The organism is Pedobacter sp. SYP-B3415, assembly GCF_004138205.1.
GTDB lineage: Bacteria > Bacteroidota > Bacteroidia > Sphingobacteriales > Sphingobacteriaceae > Pedobacter.
Window position 1 is genome coordinate 116171 of the sequence record NZ_RXNQ01000002.1, and the last position, 22411, is coordinate 138581.

A 22411-nucleotide genomic window follows, 5' to 3' on the forward strand; every position below is an offset into this window, starting at 1 on the left:
ACGCCTATTTGAACTGAAACCGGAGCTGAACCTTCAGGTCTGATGTTGTATTTGGCATTTCTGAGGATTCTTCACGGTTCTGAAACAGCCATGAAGTTCCCCAGCGAAAGTAAATGTCCGTACTCCCAAATAACTTATACCTGAAGTTCACATAACTTCTTACTCCCTTTCCGCTGAAAATTCCAAAACCGGATCCATATAATACGTCATTTTCATACGCATATATCCGGCTGTTGTATGAAGCCGTTTTAAACCAGGCTATACGCATATTGCCGCTGAGCCGCGCAAATGGCTTAGACCACTGCAGGTCCTGATAGATTAGGATGCCATATTCTGGCTTTGCTGTTTTTCTGTAGCGGGACACATCCACTCTATTGTGAATCCCGATGCTGCGGCCCAATTGCCAGCGGCTTTCAATGCGATAACTGCTGCGTTCGGTATCTTCGCCATAGGCTGTGAATATTGCATCCTGCTCATTTTGAAGCTTTGTCTCCGATTTGATGCGCAGACTTATCTTTGAGACTTTGTCGGGCTGCCAGCTCAGCTCTGCGAAATGTTCATATCCATCAGATGGCATATCAACCCGGTACCGCAGCCACGGAAACGTAAACCAGTCTGAATATGCTGAAACGCTCCATTTGCCAAGATGCAGTTGCAAGCCTGCATATAAGCCACGCTCGTTGACTGTTGATGAGCTTTCAGCAACACCCTGGGCAAAAAAATTCTGATACCTGGTTGCATAGTCGCGGTAGCTGATACCTATTGAAACCTGGCGGGTCAGGCTTACCAATGCGCCATGAATAAATGCTGTTCCACCGCTTTCGTCTGCAGATATCTCTCCCGATATAGAAGCATTCTTTAAGCTATATCCATAAGCAACGCCTCCGTTCAAAAGCCGCCGGCCGGTAAACCGGAACTGATCGTATGAGGATTCTCCCCGGGCGATTTCGCGGTTAAAGATGGTTACGAAACTCACAGCAGTGAGCTCAAAGCGCCCCCGCATGTATTGCAAGGCACCTCCATAGATCATTTGGTTAAGGCTATGGCGGGATTTGAGTTCCGAAGCTGTACGATGCAGGCCTGATTGTAAAATTGAGCCTATCGGTTCCCCCGGCTCATTCGCCCTCGTCGATGCATCCAACGCTCTGCGCGATCCGAATACCGTCAGATCTGCTCCCGGCAAGACCCTTACTTTTACAGCGAGCCCACGTAAGAAGGCATACTCATTTACTGAATAGTAGGGACGTAAACCAGATTCCTTTCTGGCAGTCGTTGTGATATCCGGACTTTTGCCAAAGCTGAAGCCGGTCCACATGGTTAAGCCCTGTCCGAACTGCAGACCGTAGTCGCCCAGCACAACTTGTCTTATCGTACCGCTTCCCCGATAGCTGACGGTCGCCGAAATGAAGTCGGGCAAAAAGCTGTTTTGACCGAAAATCCGCTCGCCGGGATCTTTCTCAACTGTGAAGCCGGCATTCCAGGCGCCGGTCCCCCCCAAGCGGTAACGCAGCAGCATTCGTTCCGGTGATCCCGCATATTTCGCCGCCCCGGCAACGCTATCCTTCAGATTTCTCCCGTAACGCAACAGGATATCGTGCCCGGCATCATGAAATTTAGTAATTGCAGCTCCGTTTCGTTCTACGACAGTCACGAAAGGGGAGATCATGCGTATTACCCGCTCATTGAATCCTGGCACCGTCTGCAATTCCAGAAGATCCAAGATCTTTCCATTTTGACGGATATGGTTAAGCAGGCTGCTTATCTGCAGTGGACTTAAAAAGACAAGTTGTTTTAAATCTTCCGCGGTCACCTTATTAATTTCGATGGGACGCCGCCGCAAATCTTCCAATATACTTGTAACCTCGGTCAGGTCGTAGTTTTCAGGTAAATATTCGGCCATACTTTCTATCATGTCGATAATTTCTTTTTCCTCAGTTGTCTGACGCGCAATCGATGTTTGAACCGCGAACAGAATCAGCAACGTAAGCAGGCTAGAACGCATAACCCAGCGAAAGTTGCGGTGAAAGCCCCAGAACGGGGTGATGGCTGCAGGCAAGATCAAATCGGAGATTGTTCTGGTAGAAGCCCAGGCCGGCAAACTGACTGAAAGGCTTCGACTGAATGCCAGTCCTTAAGGCAAAGACACTGATCAAAAGATATTCGATACCTGTAATAAACCCCAGGCCTGTTGCCGGATCACGAAAAAGTTCGCCTTGCAGCAAGAGCTTGTCTGAGGCGCGCCATCCCAGACCGCAGAAGACAGGTGGCCGGATCTTCGGGTTATTCATATTCAGATCGCGTATCGTAACACCCGCGATCAGCTCCGGGAGAATTGCGAATTGAATACCAGCAGATGTGGAGGGAACGTTAGTTGAGCCATAATTTACAATTCGCTGCTCAGCGTAAGAAAAAGAGACACCTGCAGATATCTTTCGGCCAAACCTTCGACTATAGCTGACTCTTGCGGATGTCAATGCGTATGAATCGAAACTATACCGTTCAAGCGCTGCGCCGAAAACCTGCCGGCCGATCGGTACAACAGCCACGATGCACGAGGTATGAAGATCTGCAGTAAGGAAATGCCGTGTGTGAGTAACGCCGAAATAGAGTCTTTCCTGGCCTGCAGTGCCAGCGGGATTGCCGTTAACCGACCACGGATCATGAAAAGCAGCAATGGATGCCCCCATGCCTGCCGCCCGCCCGCCGGCAGACATCTGGGCAGTAGCGTCAATCGGACTGAATAGAAAAAGGAGAAAAACAAACATAGATCAGGGATTACTTGTCCTAATCTATGAATTAAATTAACTTAAAAGAAAAATATTTAAATTTCGTCGTTTATTTTTAACAGAAATGATTTTATTCGCTCCAGCGAATCTATAATCTTTTGTGTTTCTTTGACATCGCCTTTATTGTTTTTGAGATGTTCTTTTGCACCTTTCAGGGTAAAACCCTTCTCATCTACAAGCGTGAAAATAATTTTCAGATTTTCTATATCCTCTGGGGTGAATAGCCTGTTACCCTTCTTGTTCTTTTTAGGCTGCAGAATGTCAAACTCCTTTTCATAAAACCTTATCTGAGATGCATTAACACCAAACATTTCGGTTACCTCACCCATTGTATAGTACATCTTATTGATTTCTCTTTCTTTGTATGGCATATTTTGATGTTGATTATGAGTGTGTTATGATGTTTAATTAAAGTATTCAAATGTAAACGGATTTTAACTCAAAACCGCAATAAAGTTTTAATTTTGTCGATCAATTCTATTCACATGACAGCAAAAGAGATCAGGCAGGCATTCCTTAATTTTTTCGAACATAAGCAGCACCGTATTGTCCCATCGGCTCCAATCGTTGTAAAAAACGACCCGACGCTTATGTTTACAAATGCGGGAATGAATCAGTTCAAGGAGATCTTTTTAGGTGAAAAGCCTGCACAATATAACCGCGCAGCCGACACGCAGCGGTGTCTGCGGGTGTCTGGGAAACATAATGATCTCGAAGAAGTCGGCATTGATACCTACCATCATACCATGTTCGAGATGTTGGGTAACTGGAGCTTTGGCGACTATTTTAAGAAAGACGCAATTTCATGGAGCTGGGAACTTCTGACAGAGGTTTATCAGATACCGAAAGACAGGCTGTATGTAACGGTTTTTCAGGGCGACGAAAAAGAAGGCCTCCCTCGCGACGAAGAGGCTTATCAGATATGGGCGGGGCTTATCTCTGCTGACCGCATACTGGAAGGCAATAAGAAGGACAATTTCTGGGAAATGGGCGAGACGGGACCTTGCGGGTCCTGCTCGGAGATTCACGTAGATTGCCGGAGCGACGAAGAGCGCGCGGCTGTGCCCGGATCATCACTCGTGAACAATGATCATCCACAGGTTATAGAGATCTGGAATAATGTATTTATGCAGTTTAACCGGTTGAAAGACGGTTCATTACAGGATCTGCCTGCTAAACATGTTGATACAGGCATGGGCTTTGAGAGGTTGGTAAGGGTTCTTCAGCAGAAGACGTCAAATTATGATACTGATGTGTTTCAGCCGCTGATCGGCTTCATCTCCGAACAGGCAGGAATAGCATATGGAGCGGAGGAAAAAACTGACATAGCCATGCGGGTCATGGCAGATCATATCCGCGCGATTTCATTTGTTATTGCAGATGGTCAGCTGCCCTCAAATAATAAGGCGGGATATGTGATCAGACGTATCCTTCGGCGGGCAGTACGGTATGCTTACACCTTTCTTGGTCTGAAAGATCCTTTTCTGAATCAGCTTGTCCCGATACTTGCCGAACAATTCCGGGGCATTTTTGATGAGCTTTACGCTCAGCGCGATTTTGTCCAAAAAGTAATTCTCGAAGAGGAGGTTTCATTTCTTAGAACTCTTGCCACAGGAATTCAGCGTTTTGAAAAGTATACCCCCGATAACGGCTTAATCACGGGAAGCTTCGCCTTCGAACTCTATGATACATTTGGTTTTCCAATTGACCTGACTGAACTCATGGCGCGCGAAAAAGGGCTCGTCGTCGATATGGAAGGGTTTCAGGCAGCGCTAAAGGAGCAAAAAGATCGGTCCCGCGCTGCAACTGCAATTGATGCCGGCGACTGGATCACGCTTTCTCCGCTTGAGGAAAGTACGTTTGTGGGTTATGATGAACTGGAGACGGAGACTGATATTGTCAAGTATCGCCGGGTAAACGCCAAAGGAAAAGATCAATATCATATTGTGCTTCGGGAGACACCTTTTTACGCAGAAAGCGGCGGGCAGGTAGGAGATACCGGAAGACTTGAAGATCATAGCCGGCTCTTCCATGTCGACATTCTCGACACCAGGAAAGAAAACGGCATTACCATACACATCACCGAGACCCTGCCAGAGACAGTGGACGGAAAATTCTGGGCCGTTGTAGACGAATCAAAACGCAGGCTTACAGAAAATAACCATTCGGCAACACATTTATTACACGCAGCGCTGCGGCAGGTCCTGGGGCATCATGTCAATCAGAAAGGATCGCTGGTGAATGCAGACTATCTTCGTTTTGACTTTTCGCATTTCGCTAAAGTTTCAGATGAAGAGCTAAGGCGTATTGAACAGATTGTCAATGAGAAAGTTCGCGAAAACATCGTGCTTTCCGAACAACGCCACATTCCTTATCAGCAAGCCATTGACAGCGGAGTGACTGCACTTTTTGGGGAGAAGTACGGCGATTTCGTTCGTGTTATTACTTTTGATGACCACTTTTCAAAGGAGTTATGCGGAGGTACCCATGTAAAGGCAACCGGTCAGATCGGATTTGTTAAGATCATTTCTGAAAGTGCCGTTGCAGCAGGCGTGCGGCGTATTGAAGCTATAACCGCAGATCGTGCCGAAGAGCTTATCACAAAACAGAGCGCCGAAATTAACAGTCTGAAAAATCTGTTGAAAGGATCGAAAGATCTTCCGGCGGCGGTTCAGACACTTCTTGATGATAACAACCGCTTACGTAAAGAGCTTGAAAAAAATACGCTTGAAAAGGCCGCAGCGATGAAAACCCAGGTAGCTGCAAACGCCCGCGAGGTAAATGGCCTCAATCTGATCGCCATGCAGGTAGACCTTCCGAATATGGATGCGATAAAAACGCTTGCCGCCGCCGTCAAAGACGTGGTTCCGGATCTTGTACTCGTATTAACGAGTCTTGTCGATGGTAAACCGGGAATTACTGTCAGCGTATCAGAAAACCTGGTCAGTTCACGCGGTCTGAATGCTTCTGTACTGGTCCGCGAACTGGCCCGGGAAATTCAGGGTGGCGGCGGTGGTCAGGCAATTTTTGCAACGGCCGGCGGAAAAAACCCTGAAGGCTTACCGGCGGTGCTGGCAAAAGCTGAGCATCTGATTCTTTAATACAAAAAATCCTTTCCAGCTTCCTGGAAAGGATTTTTTGCGTTTACCGGATTATTCTATCCATGTGAGGTCCGCGCTTATAGACCCTTCCATGATCACGTTTACCACCCTGGTAGTACCTTTTTGAACTTCTGTAGTGTTTTTGCGGGCCTCGACCATAATAATGTTTGCGGGCAACGTGGCCGCGTCCGGGATGGCTGTAAGTTTTGTATTTCACCTTATGAGAACGGTAGCTTGTGTACGGACTGCCGTGGAACACGACCTTGCGGCCGCGGTGAAAATTGTAACCGCGATGCCTTGCAGGTACATTATAAGAACGTACCCAGTGGCCACGGTTCATATATACATATTGACGTCTTGGTACATAATAATAAGTATCGATGTCAGGTAGGTAGTAATAATTTACCCGGTTATAACCTGAAGGGAGCCAGGCCGGTGCAGCTCCTATGTTGACATTTACGCTTACCTGAGCGTTTGACTCTTTGCTGAAAATGGATCCTAGTCCGATGAGCAGCACTACCAAAAGTTTTTTCATAATTCAGTGCATTTGTGTTTGTGTCGTATTCCCAAATTCATGCCAAACGGCTTAAATGCGTATATGTGCGGCCTGATCGATGAATTTGGTTATATTTGTAAAAACGGTAATCTGCTGTTTTTAATATAGACATTGCCTGTTAATGCACACAGATCACGAAATTGATACAACGGCGTTTGAACTGGTTTCCGGCCTGGAAATCCATGTTCAGCTCAATACCAACAGCAAGATATTTTGTTCAGACAGCGCTTCATTTGGCGCAGAGCCAAATAGCCACATTTCTCCCGTCTCTGTTGCCCTTCCGGGGGCGCTGCCGAAGCTAAACCGCGAGGTTGTCGGCAAAGCGGTCCGTATGGGGCTGGCGCTTAACTGTGAAATTAATCAGGAAAACTTTTTCGACCGCAAAAATTATTTTTATGCCGATCTTCCGAAAGGATACCAGATTACCCAGGATCGTGTTCCTGTTTGTGGAAAGGGTTATCTGGATGTTACGTTACAGGACGGCAGCATCAGCCGGATCGGAATTAACCGCATCCACCTGGAAGAGGACGCTGGAAAAAGCATTCATGACCAGGACGACAATTATTCATATATTGACTTGAACCGGGCCGGTGTTCCGCTTATCGAAATTGTAACAGAGCCAGACATCCGGTCTCCGGAAGAAGCAGCCGCGCTTTTTGCAGAAATCAGGAAACTTGTAAGGCACCTCGACGTTAGCGATGGCAACATGGAGGAAGGCAGCCTGCGTTGCGATGCAAATATTTCTGTAAGGCAAAAAGGGGATACAGCTTATGGCACCCGATGCGAGGTAAAAAACCTCAACTCCATACGGAATGTAAAAAGGGCGATCCACCATGAGTTTAAACGTCAGGTACAGCTGCTGCATAATGGCGGCGTCGTGGTGCAGAGTACACTGAATTTCGACGCTGAAGCGGGTACAACCTCACCGATGCGCGAAAAAGAGGAGGCAAACGACTACCGGTATTTCGCCGATCCGGATCTTCAGCCTGTTCATATATCTGATGAATGGCTATCGGAAATTAAAGCTGCTATGCCTGCTATGCCGCATGAACTGGCGGCTGAGCTTGAGAAATTATACGCACTGCCAAACTCAGATGCCCTGATTCTGGCCCGCGATATTGAGCAATTCAGGTTTTTTACCGAAGCTGTTGTGCTTGTCTCTAATCCGAAAACGCTGGCGAACTGGATTCTTGGTCCGCTTAGAAATCTCATGAACGAACGTGATTCAACTACGTTACCCATATCAGCACAATCGCTTGCAAGTGTGGTTAAGATGGTTGAGCAAAGGAAGGTTACGCAGAATATCGCTGTACAAAAACTGCTTCCTGCTTTATTCGAAGATCCCGCTGTTAATCCCGAAGACCTCGCCGCCTCGCTGAATGTGTTTATTGTTAATGACAACAATGAACTGGAAGCCTTCGTAACTGCCGTTCTTGAGAAATATCCGGCGCAGGCCGAAGCGTATAAAAAAGGTAAAAAAGGTGTCCTGGGTTTGTTTGTTGGTGAAGTTATGAAACTGGCAAAAGGCAAAGCCGATCCTAAGGCAGTGAACGAAATTATTCTATCAAAACTAAAGTAAGCACACGTGAAAAAAGTATGGTCCTGGCTATTAGCCGCCGCTACGATAACCGCCTGCGGTACATCAGACAGCTTTACCGTAACCGGTAAGTTTGTAAATCCCGGTGATAATAAAAAAGTGTTTTTATATGGCCTTAATGATGGACAGATGATTCCGATCGATTCGACCGTTCTGTCAGCAAGCGGCGAGTTCAAATTTACGCGCAGGGTCACGGGAGCAGATTTTTATCGCGTCGGGGCCGGAAACTCTGAATACATGTTTATCGCTAAAAACGGTGACGACGTCTCGCTTGATGCCGATCTTACCGATCCGCAGCAGAACTACAAAATTGAAGGAGGAGAGGACATTGACAAGCTAACCGAATTTAACAAGCTGCGTGGAGAGTTTGGCAAAAAGCTTGCGGCAATTCAGCAACGCTTCGAGGCTGAAGTCGAAGCAAACCCTGCGCAACGCTCTGTTATTTACCAACGGATACAACCGGAATACAGGTCAATTGAAGCTGCAATGCATGCTGCCGTGCTCAAGTTTGCAAATGATAACAAGGCCAGCCTGGCAGGCTTTTATGCGGCAAACACGCTGAGTCCAATAGAATATGAAAGCGAACTAATCAAGTTTTCGGATGCGATCAAAGGTAAATTTGCAGGGAATGCGGCCGTAGAAAAATTCAACAAACAGATGGATGGGCTGAAGACAGTATCTGTCGGACAGCCTGCACCTGCCTTCACCCTTCCGTCGATAGATAATAAGCCGGTTAGCCTGAGCGATTTTAAAGGAAAATATGTTCTGATTGACTTCTGGGCATCCTGGTGCCAGCCCTGCAGGCAGGAAAATCCAAATATCGTACGCATGTACAATAAGTTTAAAGGAAATAACTTTACCATTTTGGGGATATCACTCGATACCGATGCGGCAGCCTGGAAACAGGCCATTGCTGCTGATGATCTTACATGGACACACGCCGGCGAGTTGAAAGATTTCAATGGGCCTACAGTCGAAAAGTACCGTGTGCAAGCCATTCCAACATCATACCTTGTAGATCCTTCGGGTAAAATCATTGCGAAAAACCTTCGCGCCGAAGCGCTTGATACCTTCTTAACCAAAACGTTACCAAAATAGGTGTGCACTGTTAAGCAGCGATTTCCTCTTAACAATTTATTAACTTTACAGTAACGTTATAATGCAACTCACTGCATACTTTCGTAACAAAGTTTTATAGACATGAGTAATGCCAAGCAAAAGATCCTGGTGGTTGATGACGAACCGGATATTCTGGAGTTAATAGAATATAATTTGAAAAAAGAAGGCTATCAGGTCTTTCTTGCTCCGAACGGCCAGGAGGGAATTTCTGTTGCGAAAAAAGTGCATCCTGACCTCATCATTCTGGATATAATGATGCCCAAAATGGACGGCATCGAGGCGTGCAGGATTATGCGCGGAATTCCTGAATTCAAAAGTACCTTCATGGTTTTTCTTACTGCACGCAGCGAGGAATATTCTGAGATAGCAGGGTTCAATGTTGGCGCTGACGACTACATTGCAAAACCCATCAAGCCGCGCGCACTTGTAAGCCGCATTAATGCTATACTGCGACGCAATGCCAGCAGTGACGAGGTTTCAGAAAACAAGGTCGAGGTTGGAGACCTGGTCATAGACAGGGAATCATACCTGGTTTTCCAGGATAATAAAAAGGTTGTTCTGGCGAAAAAAGAATTTGAGCTTCTGTATCTGCTCGCTTCAAAGCCAGGTAAGGTATACACCCGCGAAGCAATTCTGAAAAATATCTGGGAAGATTCGGTTGTCGTAACAAACCGGACCATCGACGTTCATATCAGGAAACTCCGCGAAAAGCTGGGTGAAAATTATGTATCTACCGTTAAAGGAGTAGGTTACAAATTTGAGCTGAGCTAAAAATAGTTGTATCTGCGCAGGCCATGCATAAATATCCCTGTTTAAGCATGGCCTGTTGTTTTGAAATCGTATTTTTGTGCGTTTTTGAAATTAGCTGTGAAGATACCCGCCTTTAAATCGATGGTTTTGTTTGAGAATGATGATTATGTCGTTGTTAACAAACCGCCCTTTGTTTCCTCGCTCGATGAGCGTAATGCACCCGGCGAACTTAACATGTTACGCCTGGCCAAGCAATACCATCCGGATGCACAGGTTTGCCACCGTCTGGACAAAGAAACTTCGGGATGCCTGCTTATTGCGAAAACGCCCGAAGCATACCGTTCGGCTTCTATGCAATTTGAACGCAGAAAAGTGACTAAAAATTACCATGCTGTTGTGGATGGTCACGTCATCTTTACTGATTTACTTGTAGATCTTCCCATTTTGAATGCGGGCAATAAAAACGTATCAATTGACCGAAAGGATGGCAAACGTGCAGAAACGATTTTCAACTCGCTAACCTATTTCAAACACTATACGCTCGTAAACTGCCAGCCGATTACAGGCCGTATGCACCAGATCCGTATTCACCTGGCCACACAAAAGGCATCAATATGCGGGGATGATCTTTATAAAGGAAAGCCTGTTTTTCTGTCTTCGATCAAACGAGGATTCAGACTGGCGAAGGGTGAGGAAGAACAACCGATTATGAAACGGTTCGCCCTGCATGCGAGATCGCTCGTTTTCAAAGGCGTTGACGATATGGAGATCGCTGTGGAAGCTCCGTACCCTAAAGATTTTGCAGTATTACTTAATTTACTGGAGAAATACGACAGTTAGACCAAGGGGCCTGCGGTTATAATTTTATTTCCGGGGCATAAAGCCTACCTTTGAGCTGCACCAGATGTTGGCTTCATGTATGATAATCTCATCAGGGCGGTAGATAAGATCAATTCGTACCGCAAAACAAAAATTTCCAATCGCAATTTCCTGGTTGTCGCGGCGGTCATTGTGGGCGTTCTTTCCGGACTGGCAGCGGCATTGCTGAAATCATTGACACATCACATTGAAGACTTTTTGCAGACAGGGTTTCAGTGGCGTTATAAATATTATCTCTATTTGCTTTTTCCGCTTGTTGGGATTTTTCTTTCCGTGCTGTATGCGCGCAAGTTCATTGTGAAGGGAAAGTTTGAAACCGGCTTGACTCCGCTCCTTCGCACGATCTCAAAACGGTCCAGCCGTGTCGAGCTTCACAATATCTACTCTCAAATAATTACTGCAGCGGTTACGGTTGGTTTTGGCGGATCTACCGGACTGGAAGCGCCCGTGGTAACCAGCGGTTCATCGATCGGCTCTAACCTGGGCACATTCCTGGGGCTTTCATACCGCGAAGTCACCTTATTGCTTGCCTGTGGTGCCGCGGGGGCAATAGCAGGGGCATTTAATAGTCCCATTGCTGGAATTGTATTTGCCATAGAGATCCTGCTCCCTGAGTTTACCATTCCTGTCTTTATTCCGCTTTTTCTGGCTTCGGCAACCGGAGCAGTCGTAGCACGTTTTTTTTATAATGAGCAGCTTTTTTATATCGTAAGCCAGGGCTGGGAGACCAGGGCGCTCGGCTGGTATATTGTGCTGGCCGGACTAATTGGCTTGTTCGCTATTTATTTTATCAAAGCCAATTACGCGGTTAAATCTTTCTTTTACAAGATCAAGAGTCCGTACCGCAAGGTCCTGGTCGGGGGGCTTGCTCTAGGGGCGCTGGTGTTCCTGTTTCCGACACTGTATGGCGAGGGTTATATTACCATTCGAAAACTATTGCTCGGCGATTATAATTCGGTGATTAACAATAGCATCTTCTCAGGCTACAACGAGTTTCCTTCGGCAATGCTTGTTTTCACATTACTGACCGTCTTTGCAAAATCTGTTGCAACATTGGTTACCCTTGGTGCGGGCGGTAATGGCGGAACTTTTGCACCGAGTCTGATCATCGGCGGACTGATCGGGTTCTGTTTTGCCTACGCCATTAATCTGAGCGGTCTCGCCGAGGTCAATGTGGGTAATTTTATTGTAGCCGGAATGGCAGCTTCGCTGGGCTCAATCATGCATGCACCGCTGACCGGTATTTTTCTGATTGCGGAGATTACAGGCGGTTATATTTTAATGGTGCCATTGATGATTACCACGGCAGTTTCTTACCTGATCAGCCGTGGTTATCAAAAACATTCCATATATACAAAGCCCCTGGCTGACGCGGGAGAGCTTTTGTCTCATGAGGATAAAGACGCAACGGTACTGAATATGATGAAACTCAGGTACGTTATTGAGAAAGACTTTCTCGCGGTTAAAATCAATGATTCTGTGCGCGGACGTTTACATGAAATGCTTAAGTCAAGACATAACCTCTTCCCGGTTCTTGCTGATAACGGAGCATTTCTCGGTTTGCTTTATGCCGAAGATCTTTTTCAGCATGTATTGAACAAACCGGCAGCTGAAGATATCACGGTTAGCGAGCTGATGCAGCCGGCACCTAAAATCGTCAGCATCCATACAGATCTAAAACTGGTTCTTGAGGACATGGAACACGAAAATGTCTGGCTGCTGCCGGTTGTCAACGAAGAGGCGATGTACGTTGGCTTTGTTTCAAAAACCGCGATTTTTAATAAGTACAGAGCGTTGCTTACGCGGCAGGCAGCCTACCTCGATAGCTAATAATACTGAAGAATTTCTGCCGAAATAACGATTTGTTTACCGGTTAAGTTCGTAGTGAAGATCAGAAAATCGGTGTCGGCAGCACCGCGATTGTATTTTTTTGAAAGTTCGGCTGCTTTTAACGGAAAATTGCGCACAATCACGTTTCCAGCAGTTCCTTTTTGTTTTTTGAAGATGGGCCAGTCTGTAACTTCGCGTATAGTAAATACCCGTCCCGGAAATTCCGGTACATGCTGACTTCCGGTGTAGAGATGGCTTTGCGGTGCAATTTTTTTTAGTCCGAAGTCCTGCGCAACCTGATTGAAAGCACCTGACTTCATCACAGCCGCATCGGGCTCAAACAAAAAGCCGTCATGACCCATAGCAGCATATTCAGGTTCAACCATCTCTGCGCCGGGACGTACCCGGTAACATTTGTCTGACGAGTTGAGGCTCGCCGCGATTATTTCTGGTGTAGCCGATCGATTTTCATCAATAACCCATAGCAACTCGCGACATTCATTGCGCACACTTACAATATGTATTTCAGTCACACCGCCCAATTCGCGTATTCCGGCTGTGAGATCAATCAACGGCGAGCTTTTAATAATGAGCCTGCGGCAGTGCGCCATGAGAAAATCCAGGTGTTCAATAACATTTGGCTGGCAGTCTGCAAACAGAAAGACCTTTCCAGTGAGCCCCCGGCGTACCGGGTCAAGATAAATCGTGTCGAAACTCAGTTTTTCCGCGGCTAGCAGATCCAGCCCGTCAGCGTGGGCAAAACGAATGTTTTCCGAACCGAGCAGACGAGCGTTATGCGCTGCGACCTCCGCCAGCGGGCTATTCATTTCGCAATGCAGCACACGCTGGGCCCGGCGGGAGAAGTATAAGCTGTCTACCCCGAAACCACCGGTCAGGTCTGCTACAGATTTACCTGTTACAAGTCCTGCCTTATAGCGGGCCGTAGTTTCAGAAGATGCCTGCTCAATCGATAAAAGGGTAGGGAAGATGATGCCGGGTGTTGCATACCATGTTGGCAGCTTTTTCCGGCTGTTTCTCCTGGCTGTCAGCTGGGTAGCAAGCTCAGCAGCACTGATTTGTTGAAACGGGCTGGATGATAGCGCAATGCGATGCACATCAGCATCAGCATGGTCCCATAACCATTTCTGAACATCCGGCTGCAGCAAGGCATGATTCATTGTCCCTTGTTTTTCATCACCATCTGGCAGGTATGCCGGCTCTTTACCTCGAGAAGAATATCTTTATTTTCGGCCACCCGGTCTATTGTTTCCTGATTATAATACCTGATGGTAACAAGCTCCATATTGGTGTTATACTTCACCCGGAAATCCTTCATCAGACTTTCAAGCAAGGGGTTGAGCTTCCGTTCATCATAGTCGATGCTCACCGAAAAACTTAAGGCCGAATTCAGCATCGTATTTACCTTAACCCGGTGCTGATGAAAAATTCCGAATATGGTACTTAGATTTTCTTCAATAATGAATGAGTAGTCTTTAGGCAATACCGATATCAATACCTGGTTAACTTTGAAAATAAAAGATGGTACAGGCAGCGGATTTGGCTGATTATTTATTTCCGTATGTGCTCCTCCCGGTTGGATAAATGATCGGACGAACAAAGGAATGTTCTTGTTTTGTAGCGGCTTGATGGTTTTGGGATGGATGACCGTAGCCCCGTAGTAGGTCAGCTCAATAGCATCATGATAAGAGAGCTGCGGGATCTTCTCTGTTTTTTCAAACCATTTCGGATCGGCATTAAGCACCCCCGGCACGTCTTTCCAGATGGTGAGCGATGTTGCATCCATGACTGAGGCAAATATTGCTGCAGAATAGTCTGAACCTTCGCGGCCGAGCGTAGTTGTATAATTTTCGCTCGTCCCGCCGATAAATCCCTGAGTCACGACTACATAACCTTTCAATAAAGCAGGAAGGTGGCTCCTTGCCTCGCGTTCGGTTTCGGCCCAGTTTACCTGTCCTTCGCGATATGTATTATCAGTCTTTATGTAATTTCTGGCGTCAGCCCAAATGGCCGTGCAACCCCCGGCGTTCAGGGCGGCGTTCAGTATTTTGCTTGAAACGACTTCACCAATAGAGACGATCTGATCATATAAATAATCGGCATCGTCCTGCGCATCTTCTTCGAGAAGCCACTCGATTTCCACAAAAGTGTTCGCCACTTCATCATAGATCGGATGGCTGTTGTCAGGGAAAAGCTCGTGCAGCACATCAAAATGTGCTTTTTTGATGCCTTCAAAAAGTTGCTGGGAATCCGGTTGAGACGCCAGGAATGCATATGCCAGTTTCTCCAGTTTATCTGTTACCCCATTCAATGCCGAAACAACGACCAGCAATTCACCAGTTTTATGCGCACTGATTATGCTAACAACATTTTTTATTCCCGAGGCATCTTTAACCGATGCTCCGCCAAATTTGTAAACTTCCATTCTATATATATGTTTCTCCATTGCCAGCATGAAAGCGACGCGCTCAGCATGCGTGATTGGGACAGGTTAGCGTGATCAGGAACGGGAATACCCTTTTATGACTTCTTCGGAAAAGGATGCATTCAGCCAGCCAGACTCAATAGTGGCAGCGTATTTACGATAAAAATTCAGTGCGGGCTCATTCCAGTCCAAAACTTGCCAGGTCATACCGTTATAGTTCCGGTCAGCGGCTTCTTTCATGACACGCTCAAAAAGCAAGGTACCAACGCCCCGGCCACGACTGGCATCGGTAACCAAAAAATCTTCCAGGTATAACCGGCGGCCTTTCCAGGTTGAATACCGGGTATAAAAGATCGCCAGACCGATCACTATCCCTTGTTCTTCGGCAACGAACGCTTCCCATACAGGCTTTTCGCCGAAACCAGCATCGATAAATTCCTCCATGCTGACCGTTACTTCTTCGGGTGCCTTTTCATACAGCGCCAGTTCGTTAACCAGCTCCATCATCCTGACGCAATCGCCTGCTACCGCTTTCCTGATCTGAATATCGTGCATTAATCCTCCGTTTGTGATTTTTTTACTTGTTTTGCGGCGCGTTTGCCAAAAATACCGCTACCGATGCGTACCATGGTACTTCCTTCTTCAATAGCTATCTTATAATCATCAGACATACCCATAGATATTTCAGTAAATGAACCATCTGTATTAAAAAAGCTTTCCTTGATCCCTTTAAAAAAAGTGCGCAGCTCATAAAATTCAGCCTTGATCTGCTTTGGGTTTTTGGTATTCGTGGCAATGCCCATCAGACCTGTAATTCTGATATTTTTTAGTTCTTTGAACGATTCAGACCTCAGAAGATCGATAACCTCATCAAAGCCAAGCCCGAATTTCGTCTCTTCATCTGCAATGTAAACCTGCAGCAGGCAATCGATGATCCGGTTATATTTTGCCGCCTGTTTATTAATTTCAATCAGTAGCTTCAGGCTGTCTACGGCATGAATAAGCGTTACAAATGGTGCTAGATATTTAACTTTGTTTGTCTGTAAATGCCCAATCAGGTGCCATTCAATATCTTTTGGCAGTTTTTCATATTTTTCTGCCATTTCCTGAACCAGGTTTTCGCCAAAAATACGCTGACCGGCTGTATATGCCTCTTCAATACTTTCAACCGGCTGCGTTTTTGAAACTGCAACAAGTTCCACATCAATAGCCGAGAGCTCCTTTTTATATTTTAACAAATTGTCTGCTATGCTCATTTATTGGTATTTTTGGGTAAAATTAAGAACCTCGCGACATAATTAAGAGGTTTTAAAAGATAATGAGAAAATTAATTTCAGCACTTTGTCTGGCACTTGCCGTCTCTGCGTGTAAGCCGGGGATTCCGGCAGAGGTTATACAGCCGCGGCAAATGGAAGATATCCTGGTAGATATTCACCTTGTTGACGGTTTTTTGGCTGTTATGCCGGCACAGGATTCCGTCAAACAAATCGGTGCCGCGTATTACCAGGGCGTGTATAAAAAATTCGGAATTGATTCTGCGCGTTACACCCGGAGCCTGGATTATTATTATACAAATCCCGAAGTTTTCAATGGAATCTATACAAAAGTAACCGGCCGGCTCAAAAAGCTCCAGGTTGCCCAGTCAAAAAAAGACTCTCTGGAACTTGTTGAAGCCGGTAAAAGGGCCAGCAAGATCAGCAAACGCGATTCCGTCAAAAAGGCGGATTCGTTGAAGAAAGTTTTTCAGCTTAAGAAAACTGACTCACTGAAGAAAGTGAAAGCAGATTCTGTAAAGCGGAATACAAAACGAAAGATTAAAAATGTTATATCCCGATAATTGCCAGGAAAGGCTGGGTTTCAACGAGATCCGCCTGCTGGTAGCAAAAAATTGCCTCAGCCCAATGGGGCAGGACCTCGTTGCGAAAATGCAGGTCATGAACAGGTATGATCAGATTAATAAGTTTCTGCGCCAGACACATGAATTTAAAAGCATTCTGGAAAACGCCGAACCGCTTCAGATCAATACATTCTTTGATATCAAGGCGTTGATCGAGAAGATCAAAGTTGAGGGCACATTCCTCCTGGAGGAAGAATGGTTCAACCTCTATACCTCGCTGCAGACTGTATTTTCTGTGCTCCGGTTTTTCGACGAGCGAAAAGGTGTTTATCCCAATCTGGAGGCCTTGTTTGAACACCTGCCAATAGAGAAAAACTTACTTCGTGAGATTGATAAGGTGCTCGACGCAAAAGGCAAAATCAAACCGAATGCATCGCGCGAGCTGCAGGATATTACCGCTGCCATCAGCCGCACGGAACAGGATGTCAGGAAGCGTATGGACGCGATCTATAAGCAGGCTACTGCAAGCAACTGGACTGCCGATGGCAGCCTGACTATCAGGGATGGCCGTATGTGCATTCCGCTTCTTGCTGAACACAAACGTAAACTGAAGGGTTTTATTCATGATGAATCTGCATCCGGCCAAACCGTTTATATGGAGCCGGAAGAGGTCTTTACGCTCAACAACAAATTACGCGATCTTGAATTTGACCGGCGCCGGGAAATTATCCGGATTTTAATCGAATTAACCAATGCCGTCAGACCTTACAGCTCACTGCTGCTCAGCTACCACGGTTTTCTTACGAAATTTGACTTTGTGCGCGCCAAATCCCTCTTTGCTATGCAAATCGAGGCAGGAATGCCGGTGCTGGTGAAAGAAGCACGCATGAAACTCGTCAATGCCCGTCACCCTTTGTTGTTCCTTTCCTTCAGGGAGGAGGGTAAACAGGTCGTTCCGCTGAATGTGCATATTGATCAGGCTACCCGCATCGTGCTCGTTTCCGGCCCGAATGCCGGCGGCAAATCGGTTTGTATGAAAACCGTGGGGCTCCTGCAAATGATGTTGCAGTCAGGTTTACTTATCCCGGTCGATGAACAAAGTGAGGTAGGTATATTTGATCAGATTTTTGCAGACATCGGCGATGACCAGTCTATTGAAAGCGATCTCAGCACCTATAGCGCACACCTTAAGAAGATGCGCTATTTTGTTGAACATGCTACACCGAAAACGCTGGTGATGATTGACGAATTCGGAACCGGAACCGATCCGCAGTTTGGCGGACCGATGGCTGAGGCTGTACTTCAGGTTATCAACAGTAAAAAAGCAAGGGGTGTCATTACAACACACTACTCGAACCTGAAGCTGTTTGCCGGAAATACGGAAGGATTGGAAAATGCGTCTATGTTGTTCGACAACCGGAATATGCGACCGCTGTATGTACTTGAAATGGGTAAGCCGGGCAGCTCATACGCTTTCGAAATAGCGCAAAATATTGGTTTGCCAAAGGAAGTTATTGAACTGGCCAAAGAAAAGACCGGAACAAACCAAAACCGTCTCGACAGTCTGTTGGTTGATCTTGAACGTGAGAAAAAAACCATCCATGAGTCGCGGATTGCCCTTGCTAACCAGCAAAACAAGGCTAAAAACCTGGTTGCTGAAAACGAAAAGCTTAAACTTTTCCTGGAAGAGAACCGGAAGACCCTGCTCAAGGAAGCAAAGGCAGAGGCACAGAACATTATCAGAAATGCCAACAAACTCGTAGAAAACACGATATCAGAAATCAGGGAAAAACAGGCTGAAAAAGACGTTACCCGCAGCCTTCGCAAGAATCTTCAAAACGAACTGATACGCCATACCGTACGTGAAGAAACACCGCAGGTACCGCAACCTGTTAGCGGTGCTATCGCCGTAAACGATTGGGTCAAGCTGCTCGACAGCGATACGACCGGTCAGGTTCTTGAGATAAACCGCGACAACTTAGTCCTGGCCATTGGTGACCTTAGGTCGGTTGTGAAGCGGAACAGGGTCCAGAAGATCAGCCACAAACAGCTTAAAAAAGAAATCAGGACCGGTTCATACGGGTCGAAGATGACCGAGGTGGTCGCGTCATTCAGTCCTGAGCTTGATCTGCGCGGCATGCGCGGAGAAGAAGCCCTGCACGAAGTGGAAAAATATCTGGACAAGGCCATTATGATGGGTTTTCCCTCTATTAAACTGATACATGGCCGGGGAGATGGTATTCTACGTAAATTGATAAGGGATTATCTGAAAAAGTATAGCCAGGTGAGCCGCATGGAAGATGAACATGCAGACCGTGGCGGAGACGGGATAACGTATGTTTACCTGAATTAAACACTTCAGCAACAAGGTAAAAACCAATTTGATTCATCATTGTTATTCGGGTATCAAAATACCTGCGCAATGAGACTAATTAAACTCGCCTTCATCATTGTATTGTTTTTCACTACCTGTAAAAAGAACCCGGGTGGTGGTGCCGACCTTCCTGATGCCGAATTAAAGACACGGGTAGTCGCATCGGGGCTTTCGGAGCCATGGGAAATCGCTTTCGGTCCCGCCGGAGAACTGTGGTTCACTGAACGCGGCGGGAAGATCAGCAGGCTTAATATTGCTAACGGACAAGTGAATGCACTGCATACCATCTCAGATGTAGTTGCGAATGGCGAGGGCGGACTGTTAGGCATGGCCTTGCATCCTGATTTTGCAAATAATCCTTATGTATATGTTTCTTACAACTATGGAAATCCCTACCGCCAGAAAGTTGTAAGACTTACCTTTTCGAACAATGCATTAGGAAGCCCGCGGATCCTTCTTGATGGTATTCCGGCTGCAAATATCCACAACGGCTCCAGGTTATTGATCACGTCGGATCAAAAACTACTTATTACAACCGGTGATGCCAATGTGCAGGGCAGTGCCCAAAACACTGCATCACTTTCAGGAAAGTTGCTTCGGATCAATCTTGACGGAACCATACCTGCTGATAATCCTATTGCCGGTAACCCGTTGTGGAGCTTTGGTCACAGAAATGCGCAGGGCCTGGTGCAGGTCGGAAACCGTTTGTATATTTCTGAACACGGACCAAACAGCGATGATGAAATCAATCTGATTGAAAAAAACCGCAACTACGGATGGCCCAATGTGCTCGGTTATTGCAACGAAAACAATGAAAAAACTTTCTGTTCTGCAAATAATGTAGTCGAGCCCCTGGCTGCCTGGACGCCTACTATAGCACCGGCCGGTCTCGCTTATTACAACAATGACTACATTCCGCAATGGCGTAACTCACTTTTGTTAGCCGTCCTCAAAGATAAGCGACTAATTCAACTCAAACTAAGTGAGGATGGAAGCAAAATAGAAAGTCAGCAGCCATTTTTCATTAATACCTTCGGCAGGTTAAGGGCTGTTTTGCCTGCGGCGGATGGAAAGGTCTATCTGGCTACTGATGATGGCAGCAACGATAAGATCATAGAGATCTATAAATAAGATATCCTTATTTCTTTTTATTACCAGGGCACTTCTTACAGCGGTTGCCCTTTTTGTATTTTTTACAACACTTTTTGAATTCCGCGCTGCACGCAAAATATGCGCCTATCCCTTTCATTAATTCCGGATCTGTCGGCAACTGGCTTACAAAACCCTGAATCTCATCTCGTTCAAACATCATTCCTGCAAAACTAGGGTTTATTAAGATCAATTCAAAACTACGGTGTGTTCAAAATGATTTTTGATCTCGCTGCATTTGCTTACTTTAGTAGAAAACCAAATATATGATCAATAAAGTTGTCCCCTCAGCTGTAGCCGCGGTTAGTGATATCTCCGATGGTTCAACCCTGATGCTCGGCGGCTTTGGCCTTTGCGGTATACCTGAAAATTGCATCAATGCATTGGTTCACAAGAATGTGAAAAACCTTACCTGCATTTCCAATAATGCGGGTGTAGACGATTTCGGCATCGGGCTGATGCTTCATAAAAAGCAGGTCAGGAAAATGATCGCGTCTTATGTAGGCGAGAATGCTGAGTTCGAAAGGCAATTGCTTAGCGGAGAGCTGGAGGTTGAGCTGATTCCTCAGGGGACGCTGGCTACGCGCTGTATGGCGGCAGGTTACGGAATGCCGGCAATTTTTACCCCTGCTGGGATTGGTACTGAAGTGGCAGATGGAAAGGAAATCAGAAATTTCAACGGCAAGGACTACCTCATGGAGCTTGCCTTTGAAGCGGATTTTGCTATTGTAAAAGCATGGAAGGGCGATACAGCCGGCAATCTTGTTTTTCGTGCCACAAGCAGAAACTTTAATCCGGTAATGGCTATGGCCGGAAAAATCACCATAGCAGAAGTAGAAGAGCTGGTTGAACCGGGCCAGCTCGATCCGGATCATATTCACACGCCGGGTATCTATGTGCATCGCATTTTCCAGGGTTCAGCGTATGAGAAACGCATCGAGCAAAGAACGGTTAGACAAAAAACGTCGTCATGAAAAGAATTATTGCACTCGAAGAAGCGGGAATGTTTCTCGCGTGTATGCTTTTGTTTAGCAGGCTTGAATACAATTGGTGGCTTTTTCCTGCCTGCCTGTTGTTACCTGACCTGAGCATGGTCGCATACGCCTTTGGCCCGCGTAGTGGCGCCTGGATTTATAACCTTTTTCATCACAAACTTGTGGCTATTTTCCTCGGCTGTCTTGGATGGTATACTGACATCGGGCTTTTGAAGTTTGCAGGTATCCTGTTATTTGCTCATAGCTCTATGGACCGGATGCTTGGCTATGGATTGAAATACAATGACTCATTTTTGAACACGCACCTCGGACTGATAGGGCAAAAAAAGTAAATATGCTTACAAAAGAACAGATTGCACAACGCATTGCCAAAGAAATACAGGACGGCTATTACGTTAATTTGGGCATTGGAATTCCCACACTGGTAGCCAATTATATTCCCGAAGAGGTACATGTCGTGCTCCAGTCTGAAAATGGACTTCTTGGCATGGGACCCTTTCCTTTTGAAGGGGATGAAGATCCTGACCTGATCAATGCCGGCAAACAAACAATAACCACACTGCCCGGCAGTTCAATATTTGATTCGGCTATGAGCTTCGGAATGATCCGTGCACAAAAGGTAGATCTTACCATTTTGGGGGCCATGGAGGTCTCTGAGAACGGTGATATTGCCAACTGGAAAATACCAGGTAAGATGGTAAAAGGCATGGGAGGCGCCATGGACCTTGTTGCTTCGGCAAAAAACATTATCGTGGCCATGCAACACGTGAATAAAGCCGGCGAGAGCAAACTGCTGCCTGAATGCACCCTCCCGTTGACAGGTGTAAGGTGCATCCGTAAAGTTGTTACCGAACTTGCCGTGCTGGATATCCTGCCGGAAGGCGGATTTCTGCTGCTGGAGCGTGCTCCCGATGTTTCGGTCGACTACATCAGGCAGGCCACTCGTGGCCGGCTGACAATACCCGGGCATGTTCCCACAATGGCACTGACCTAAC

The 22411-nt window shown here is 46.4% G+C and carries 20 protein-coding genes; 12 read left to right on the top strand and 8 right to left on the bottom strand.

The annotated features are described in order from the left end of the window. Positions 1-4 precede the first annotated feature (4 nt). Genes EJV45_RS01500 through EJV45_RS01510 form a run of 3 tightly spaced genes read right to left on the bottom strand, consistent with a single transcriptional unit; the run spans position 5 to position 3157 of the window. On the bottom strand, positions 5-2002 hold the full coding sequence (locus EJV45_RS01500) for a helix-hairpin-helix domain-containing protein (protein WP_129713882.1): 1998 nt from the start codon (positions 2000-2002) through the stop codon (positions 5-7). Next, positions 1992-2765, bottom strand: a complete 774-nt coding sequence (locus EJV45_RS01505) for a hypothetical protein (RefSeq protein ID WP_129713883.1) — start codon at positions 2763-2765, stop codon at positions 1992-1994. The genes EJV45_RS01500 and EJV45_RS01505 overlap by 11 nt, the downstream gene beginning before the upstream one ends. Before the next feature lie 56 nt (positions 2766-2821). Further along, positions 2822-3157, bottom strand: a complete 336-nt coding sequence (locus EJV45_RS01510) for a MerR family transcriptional regulator (RefSeq protein ID WP_129713884.1) — start codon at positions 3155-3157, stop codon at positions 2822-2824. Positions 3158-3271: 114 nt separating this feature from the next. Here EJV45_RS01510 and alaS point away from each other — a divergent pair, with 114 nt between their 5' ends. Further along, a complete protein-coding gene (alaS, locus tag EJV45_RS01515; protein WP_129713885.1) occupies positions 3272-5887 on the top strand; it encodes an alanine--tRNA ligase in 2616 nt (871 codons plus the stop codon). Positions 5888-5930: 43 nt separating this feature from the next. Here alaS and EJV45_RS01520 read toward each other — a convergent pair whose 3' ends face one another. Then, positions 5931-6422 carry a hypothetical protein gene (locus EJV45_RS01520; protein ID WP_129713886.1) on the bottom strand — a complete coding sequence of 164 codons (492 nt, stop codon included), beginning with the start codon at positions 6420-6422 and terminating at the stop codon, positions 5931-5933. A 142-nt stretch (positions 6423-6564) separates the two neighbouring features. Here EJV45_RS01520 and gatB point away from each other — a divergent pair, with 142 nt between their 5' ends. From gatB to EJV45_RS01545, 5 genes are all read left to right on the top strand, one after another. Further along, positions 6565-8022, top strand: coding sequence for an Asp-tRNA(Asn)/Glu-tRNA(Gln) amidotransferase subunit GatB (gatB, locus tag EJV45_RS01525; RefSeq protein ID WP_129713887.1), 1458 nt, complete (start codon positions 6565-6567; stop codon positions 8020-8022). 6 nt (positions 8023-8028) lie between these two features. Next, positions 8029-9138: a TlpA disulfide reductase family protein gene (locus tag EJV45_RS01530; RefSeq protein ID WP_129713888.1), complete on the top strand. Its 1110-nt coding sequence runs from the start codon at positions 8029-8031 to the stop codon at positions 9136-9138. 102 nt (positions 9139-9240) lie between these two features. Further along, positions 9241-9930: a response regulator transcription factor gene (locus EJV45_RS01535; protein ID WP_129713889.1), complete on the top strand. Its 690-nt coding sequence runs from the start codon at positions 9241-9243 to the stop codon at positions 9928-9930. Between the two features lie 96 nt (positions 9931-10026). After that, complete coding sequence (locus EJV45_RS01540) at positions 10027-10749, top strand: RluA family pseudouridine synthase (RefSeq protein WP_129713890.1); 723 nt, start codon at positions 10027-10029, stop codon at positions 10747-10749. Between the two features lie 75 nt (positions 10750-10824). Then, on the top strand, positions 10825-12618 hold the full coding sequence (locus tag EJV45_RS01545) for a chloride channel protein (protein ID WP_129713891.1): 1794 nt from the start codon (positions 10825-10827) through the stop codon (positions 12616-12618). On the opposite strand, the gene EJV45_RS01550 is transcribed toward EJV45_RS01545, so the two are convergent. From EJV45_RS01550 to EJV45_RS01565, 4 genes are all read right to left on the bottom strand, one after another. Further along, positions 12615-13796 carry a class I SAM-dependent methyltransferase gene (locus EJV45_RS01550; protein WP_129713892.1) on the bottom strand — a complete coding sequence of 394 codons (1182 nt, stop codon included), beginning with the start codon at positions 13794-13796 and terminating at the stop codon, positions 12615-12617. The two genes, EJV45_RS01545 and EJV45_RS01550, sit on opposite strands and share 4 nt — an antisense overlap. Then, positions 13793-15061 (bottom strand): aspartate kinase, encoded by a 1269-nt coding sequence (locus EJV45_RS01555; protein WP_129713893.1) that lies wholly within the window; start codon positions 15059-15061, stop codon positions 13793-13795. The genes EJV45_RS01550 and EJV45_RS01555 overlap by 4 nt, the downstream gene beginning before the upstream one ends. A gap of 75 nt (positions 15062-15136) precedes the next feature. Then, positions 15137-15616: a GNAT family N-acetyltransferase gene (locus EJV45_RS01560; RefSeq protein WP_129713894.1), complete on the bottom strand. Its 480-nt coding sequence runs from the start codon at positions 15614-15616 to the stop codon at positions 15137-15139. After that, positions 15616-16317, bottom strand: coding sequence for a YggS family pyridoxal phosphate-dependent enzyme (locus EJV45_RS01565; protein ID WP_129713895.1), 702 nt, complete (start codon positions 16315-16317; stop codon positions 15616-15618). The genes EJV45_RS01560 and EJV45_RS01565 overlap by 1 nt, the downstream gene beginning before the upstream one ends. A 62-nt stretch (positions 16318-16379) precedes the next feature. On the opposite strand from EJV45_RS01565, the gene EJV45_RS01570 reads away from it, so the two are divergent. The 6 genes from EJV45_RS01570 (at position 16380) to EJV45_RS01595 (ending at position 22410) form a co-directional block, all read left to right on the top strand. Then, positions 16380-16898 carry a DUF4296 domain-containing protein gene (locus EJV45_RS01570; protein WP_129713896.1) on the top strand — a complete coding sequence of 173 codons (519 nt, stop codon included), beginning with the start codon at positions 16380-16382 and terminating at the stop codon, positions 16896-16898. Continuing rightward, complete coding sequence (locus EJV45_RS01575) at positions 16882-19251, top strand: endonuclease MutS2 (protein WP_129713897.1); 2370 nt, start codon at positions 16882-16884, stop codon at positions 19249-19251. The genes EJV45_RS01570 and EJV45_RS01575 overlap by 17 nt, the downstream gene beginning before the upstream one ends. A 69-nt stretch (positions 19252-19320) precedes the next feature. Next, positions 19321-20403, top strand: coding sequence for a sorbosone dehydrogenase family protein (locus EJV45_RS01580; protein ID WP_129713898.1), 1083 nt, complete (start codon positions 19321-19323; stop codon positions 20401-20403). Between the two features lie 284 nt (positions 20404-20687). After that, positions 20688-21395 carry a CoA transferase subunit A gene (locus EJV45_RS01585; protein ID WP_129713899.1) on the top strand — a complete coding sequence of 236 codons (708 nt, stop codon included), beginning with the start codon at positions 20688-20690 and terminating at the stop codon, positions 21393-21395. After that, positions 21392-21748, top strand: coding sequence for a DUF4260 domain-containing protein (locus EJV45_RS01590; protein ID WP_129713900.1), 357 nt, complete (start codon positions 21392-21394; stop codon positions 21746-21748). Before EJV45_RS01585 ends, EJV45_RS01590 begins: the two co-directional genes overlap by 4 nt. A 2-nt stretch (positions 21749-21750) precedes the next feature. Beyond that, positions 21751-22410 carry a CoA transferase subunit B gene (locus tag EJV45_RS01595; protein ID WP_129713901.1) on the top strand — a complete coding sequence of 220 codons (660 nt, stop codon included), beginning with the start codon at positions 21751-21753 and terminating at the stop codon, positions 22408-22410. Position 22411: the final 1 nt, after the last annotated feature.

Bases quoted from the DNA above. Each gene is read 5' to 3' on its own strand.
- EJV45_RS01550 (WP_129713892.1), bottom strand. From the start codon at position 13,796: ATGAATCATGCCTTGCTGCAGCCGGATGTTCAGAAATGGTTATGGGAC.
- EJV45_RS01570 (WP_129713896.1), top strand. From the start codon at position 16,380: ATGAGAAAATTAATTTCAGCACTTTGTCTGGCACTTGCCGTCTCTGCG.
- EJV45_RS01500 (WP_129713882.1), bottom strand. From the start codon at position 2,002: ATGCGTTCTAGCCTGCTTACGTTGCTGATTCTGTTCGCGGTTCAAACA.
- EJV45_RS01595 (WP_129713901.1), top strand. From the start codon at position 21,751: ATGCTTACAAAAGAACAGATTGCACAACGCATTGCCAAAGAAATACAG.
- EJV45_RS01575 (WP_129713897.1), top strand. From the start codon at position 16,882: ATGTTATATCCCGATAATTGCCAGGAAAGGCTGGGTTTCAACGAGATC.
- EJV45_RS01585 (WP_129713899.1), top strand. From the start codon at position 20,688: ATGATCAATAAAGTTGTCCCCTCAGCTGTAGCCGCGGTTAGTGATATC.
- EJV45_RS01510 (WP_129713884.1), bottom strand. From the start codon at position 3,157: ATGCCATACAAAGAAAGAGAAATCAATAAGATGTACTATACAATGGGT.
- EJV45_RS01590 (WP_129713900.1), top strand. From the start codon at position 21,392: ATGAAAAGAATTATTGCACTCGAAGAAGCGGGAATGTTTCTCGCGTGT.
- EJV45_RS01560 (WP_129713894.1), bottom strand. From the start codon at position 15,616: ATGCACGATATTCAGATCAGGAAAGCGGTAGCAGGCGATTGCGTCAGG.
- EJV45_RS01580 (WP_129713898.1), top strand. From the start codon at position 19,321: ATGAGACTAATTAAACTCGCCTTCATCATTGTATTGTTTTTCACTACC.
- EJV45_RS01505 (WP_129713883.1), bottom strand. From the start codon at position 2,765: ATGTTTGTTTTTCTCCTTTTTCTATTCAGTCCGATTGACGCTACTGCC.
- EJV45_RS01535 (WP_129713889.1), top strand. From the start codon at position 9,241: ATGAGTAATGCCAAGCAAAAGATCCTGGTGGTTGATGACGAACCGGAT.
- gatB (WP_129713887.1), top strand. From the start codon at position 6,565: ATGCACACAGATCACGAAATTGATACAACGGCGTTTGAACTGGTTTCC.
- EJV45_RS01555 (WP_129713893.1), bottom strand. From the start codon at position 15,061: ATGGAAGTTTACAAATTTGGCGGAGCATCGGTTAAAGATGCCTCGGGA.
- EJV45_RS01520 (WP_129713886.1), bottom strand. From the start codon at position 6,422: ATGAAAAAACTTTTGGTAGTGCTGCTCATCGGACTAGGATCCATTTTC.
- alaS (WP_129713885.1), top strand. From the start codon at position 3,272: ATGACAGCAAAAGAGATCAGGCAGGCATTCCTTAATTTTTTCGAACAT.
- EJV45_RS01565 (WP_129713895.1), bottom strand. From the start codon at position 16,317: ATGAGCATAGCAGACAATTTGTTAAAATATAAAAAGGAGCTCTCGGCT.
- EJV45_RS01545 (WP_129713891.1), top strand. From the start codon at position 10,825: ATGTATGATAATCTCATCAGGGCGGTAGATAAGATCAATTCGTACCGC.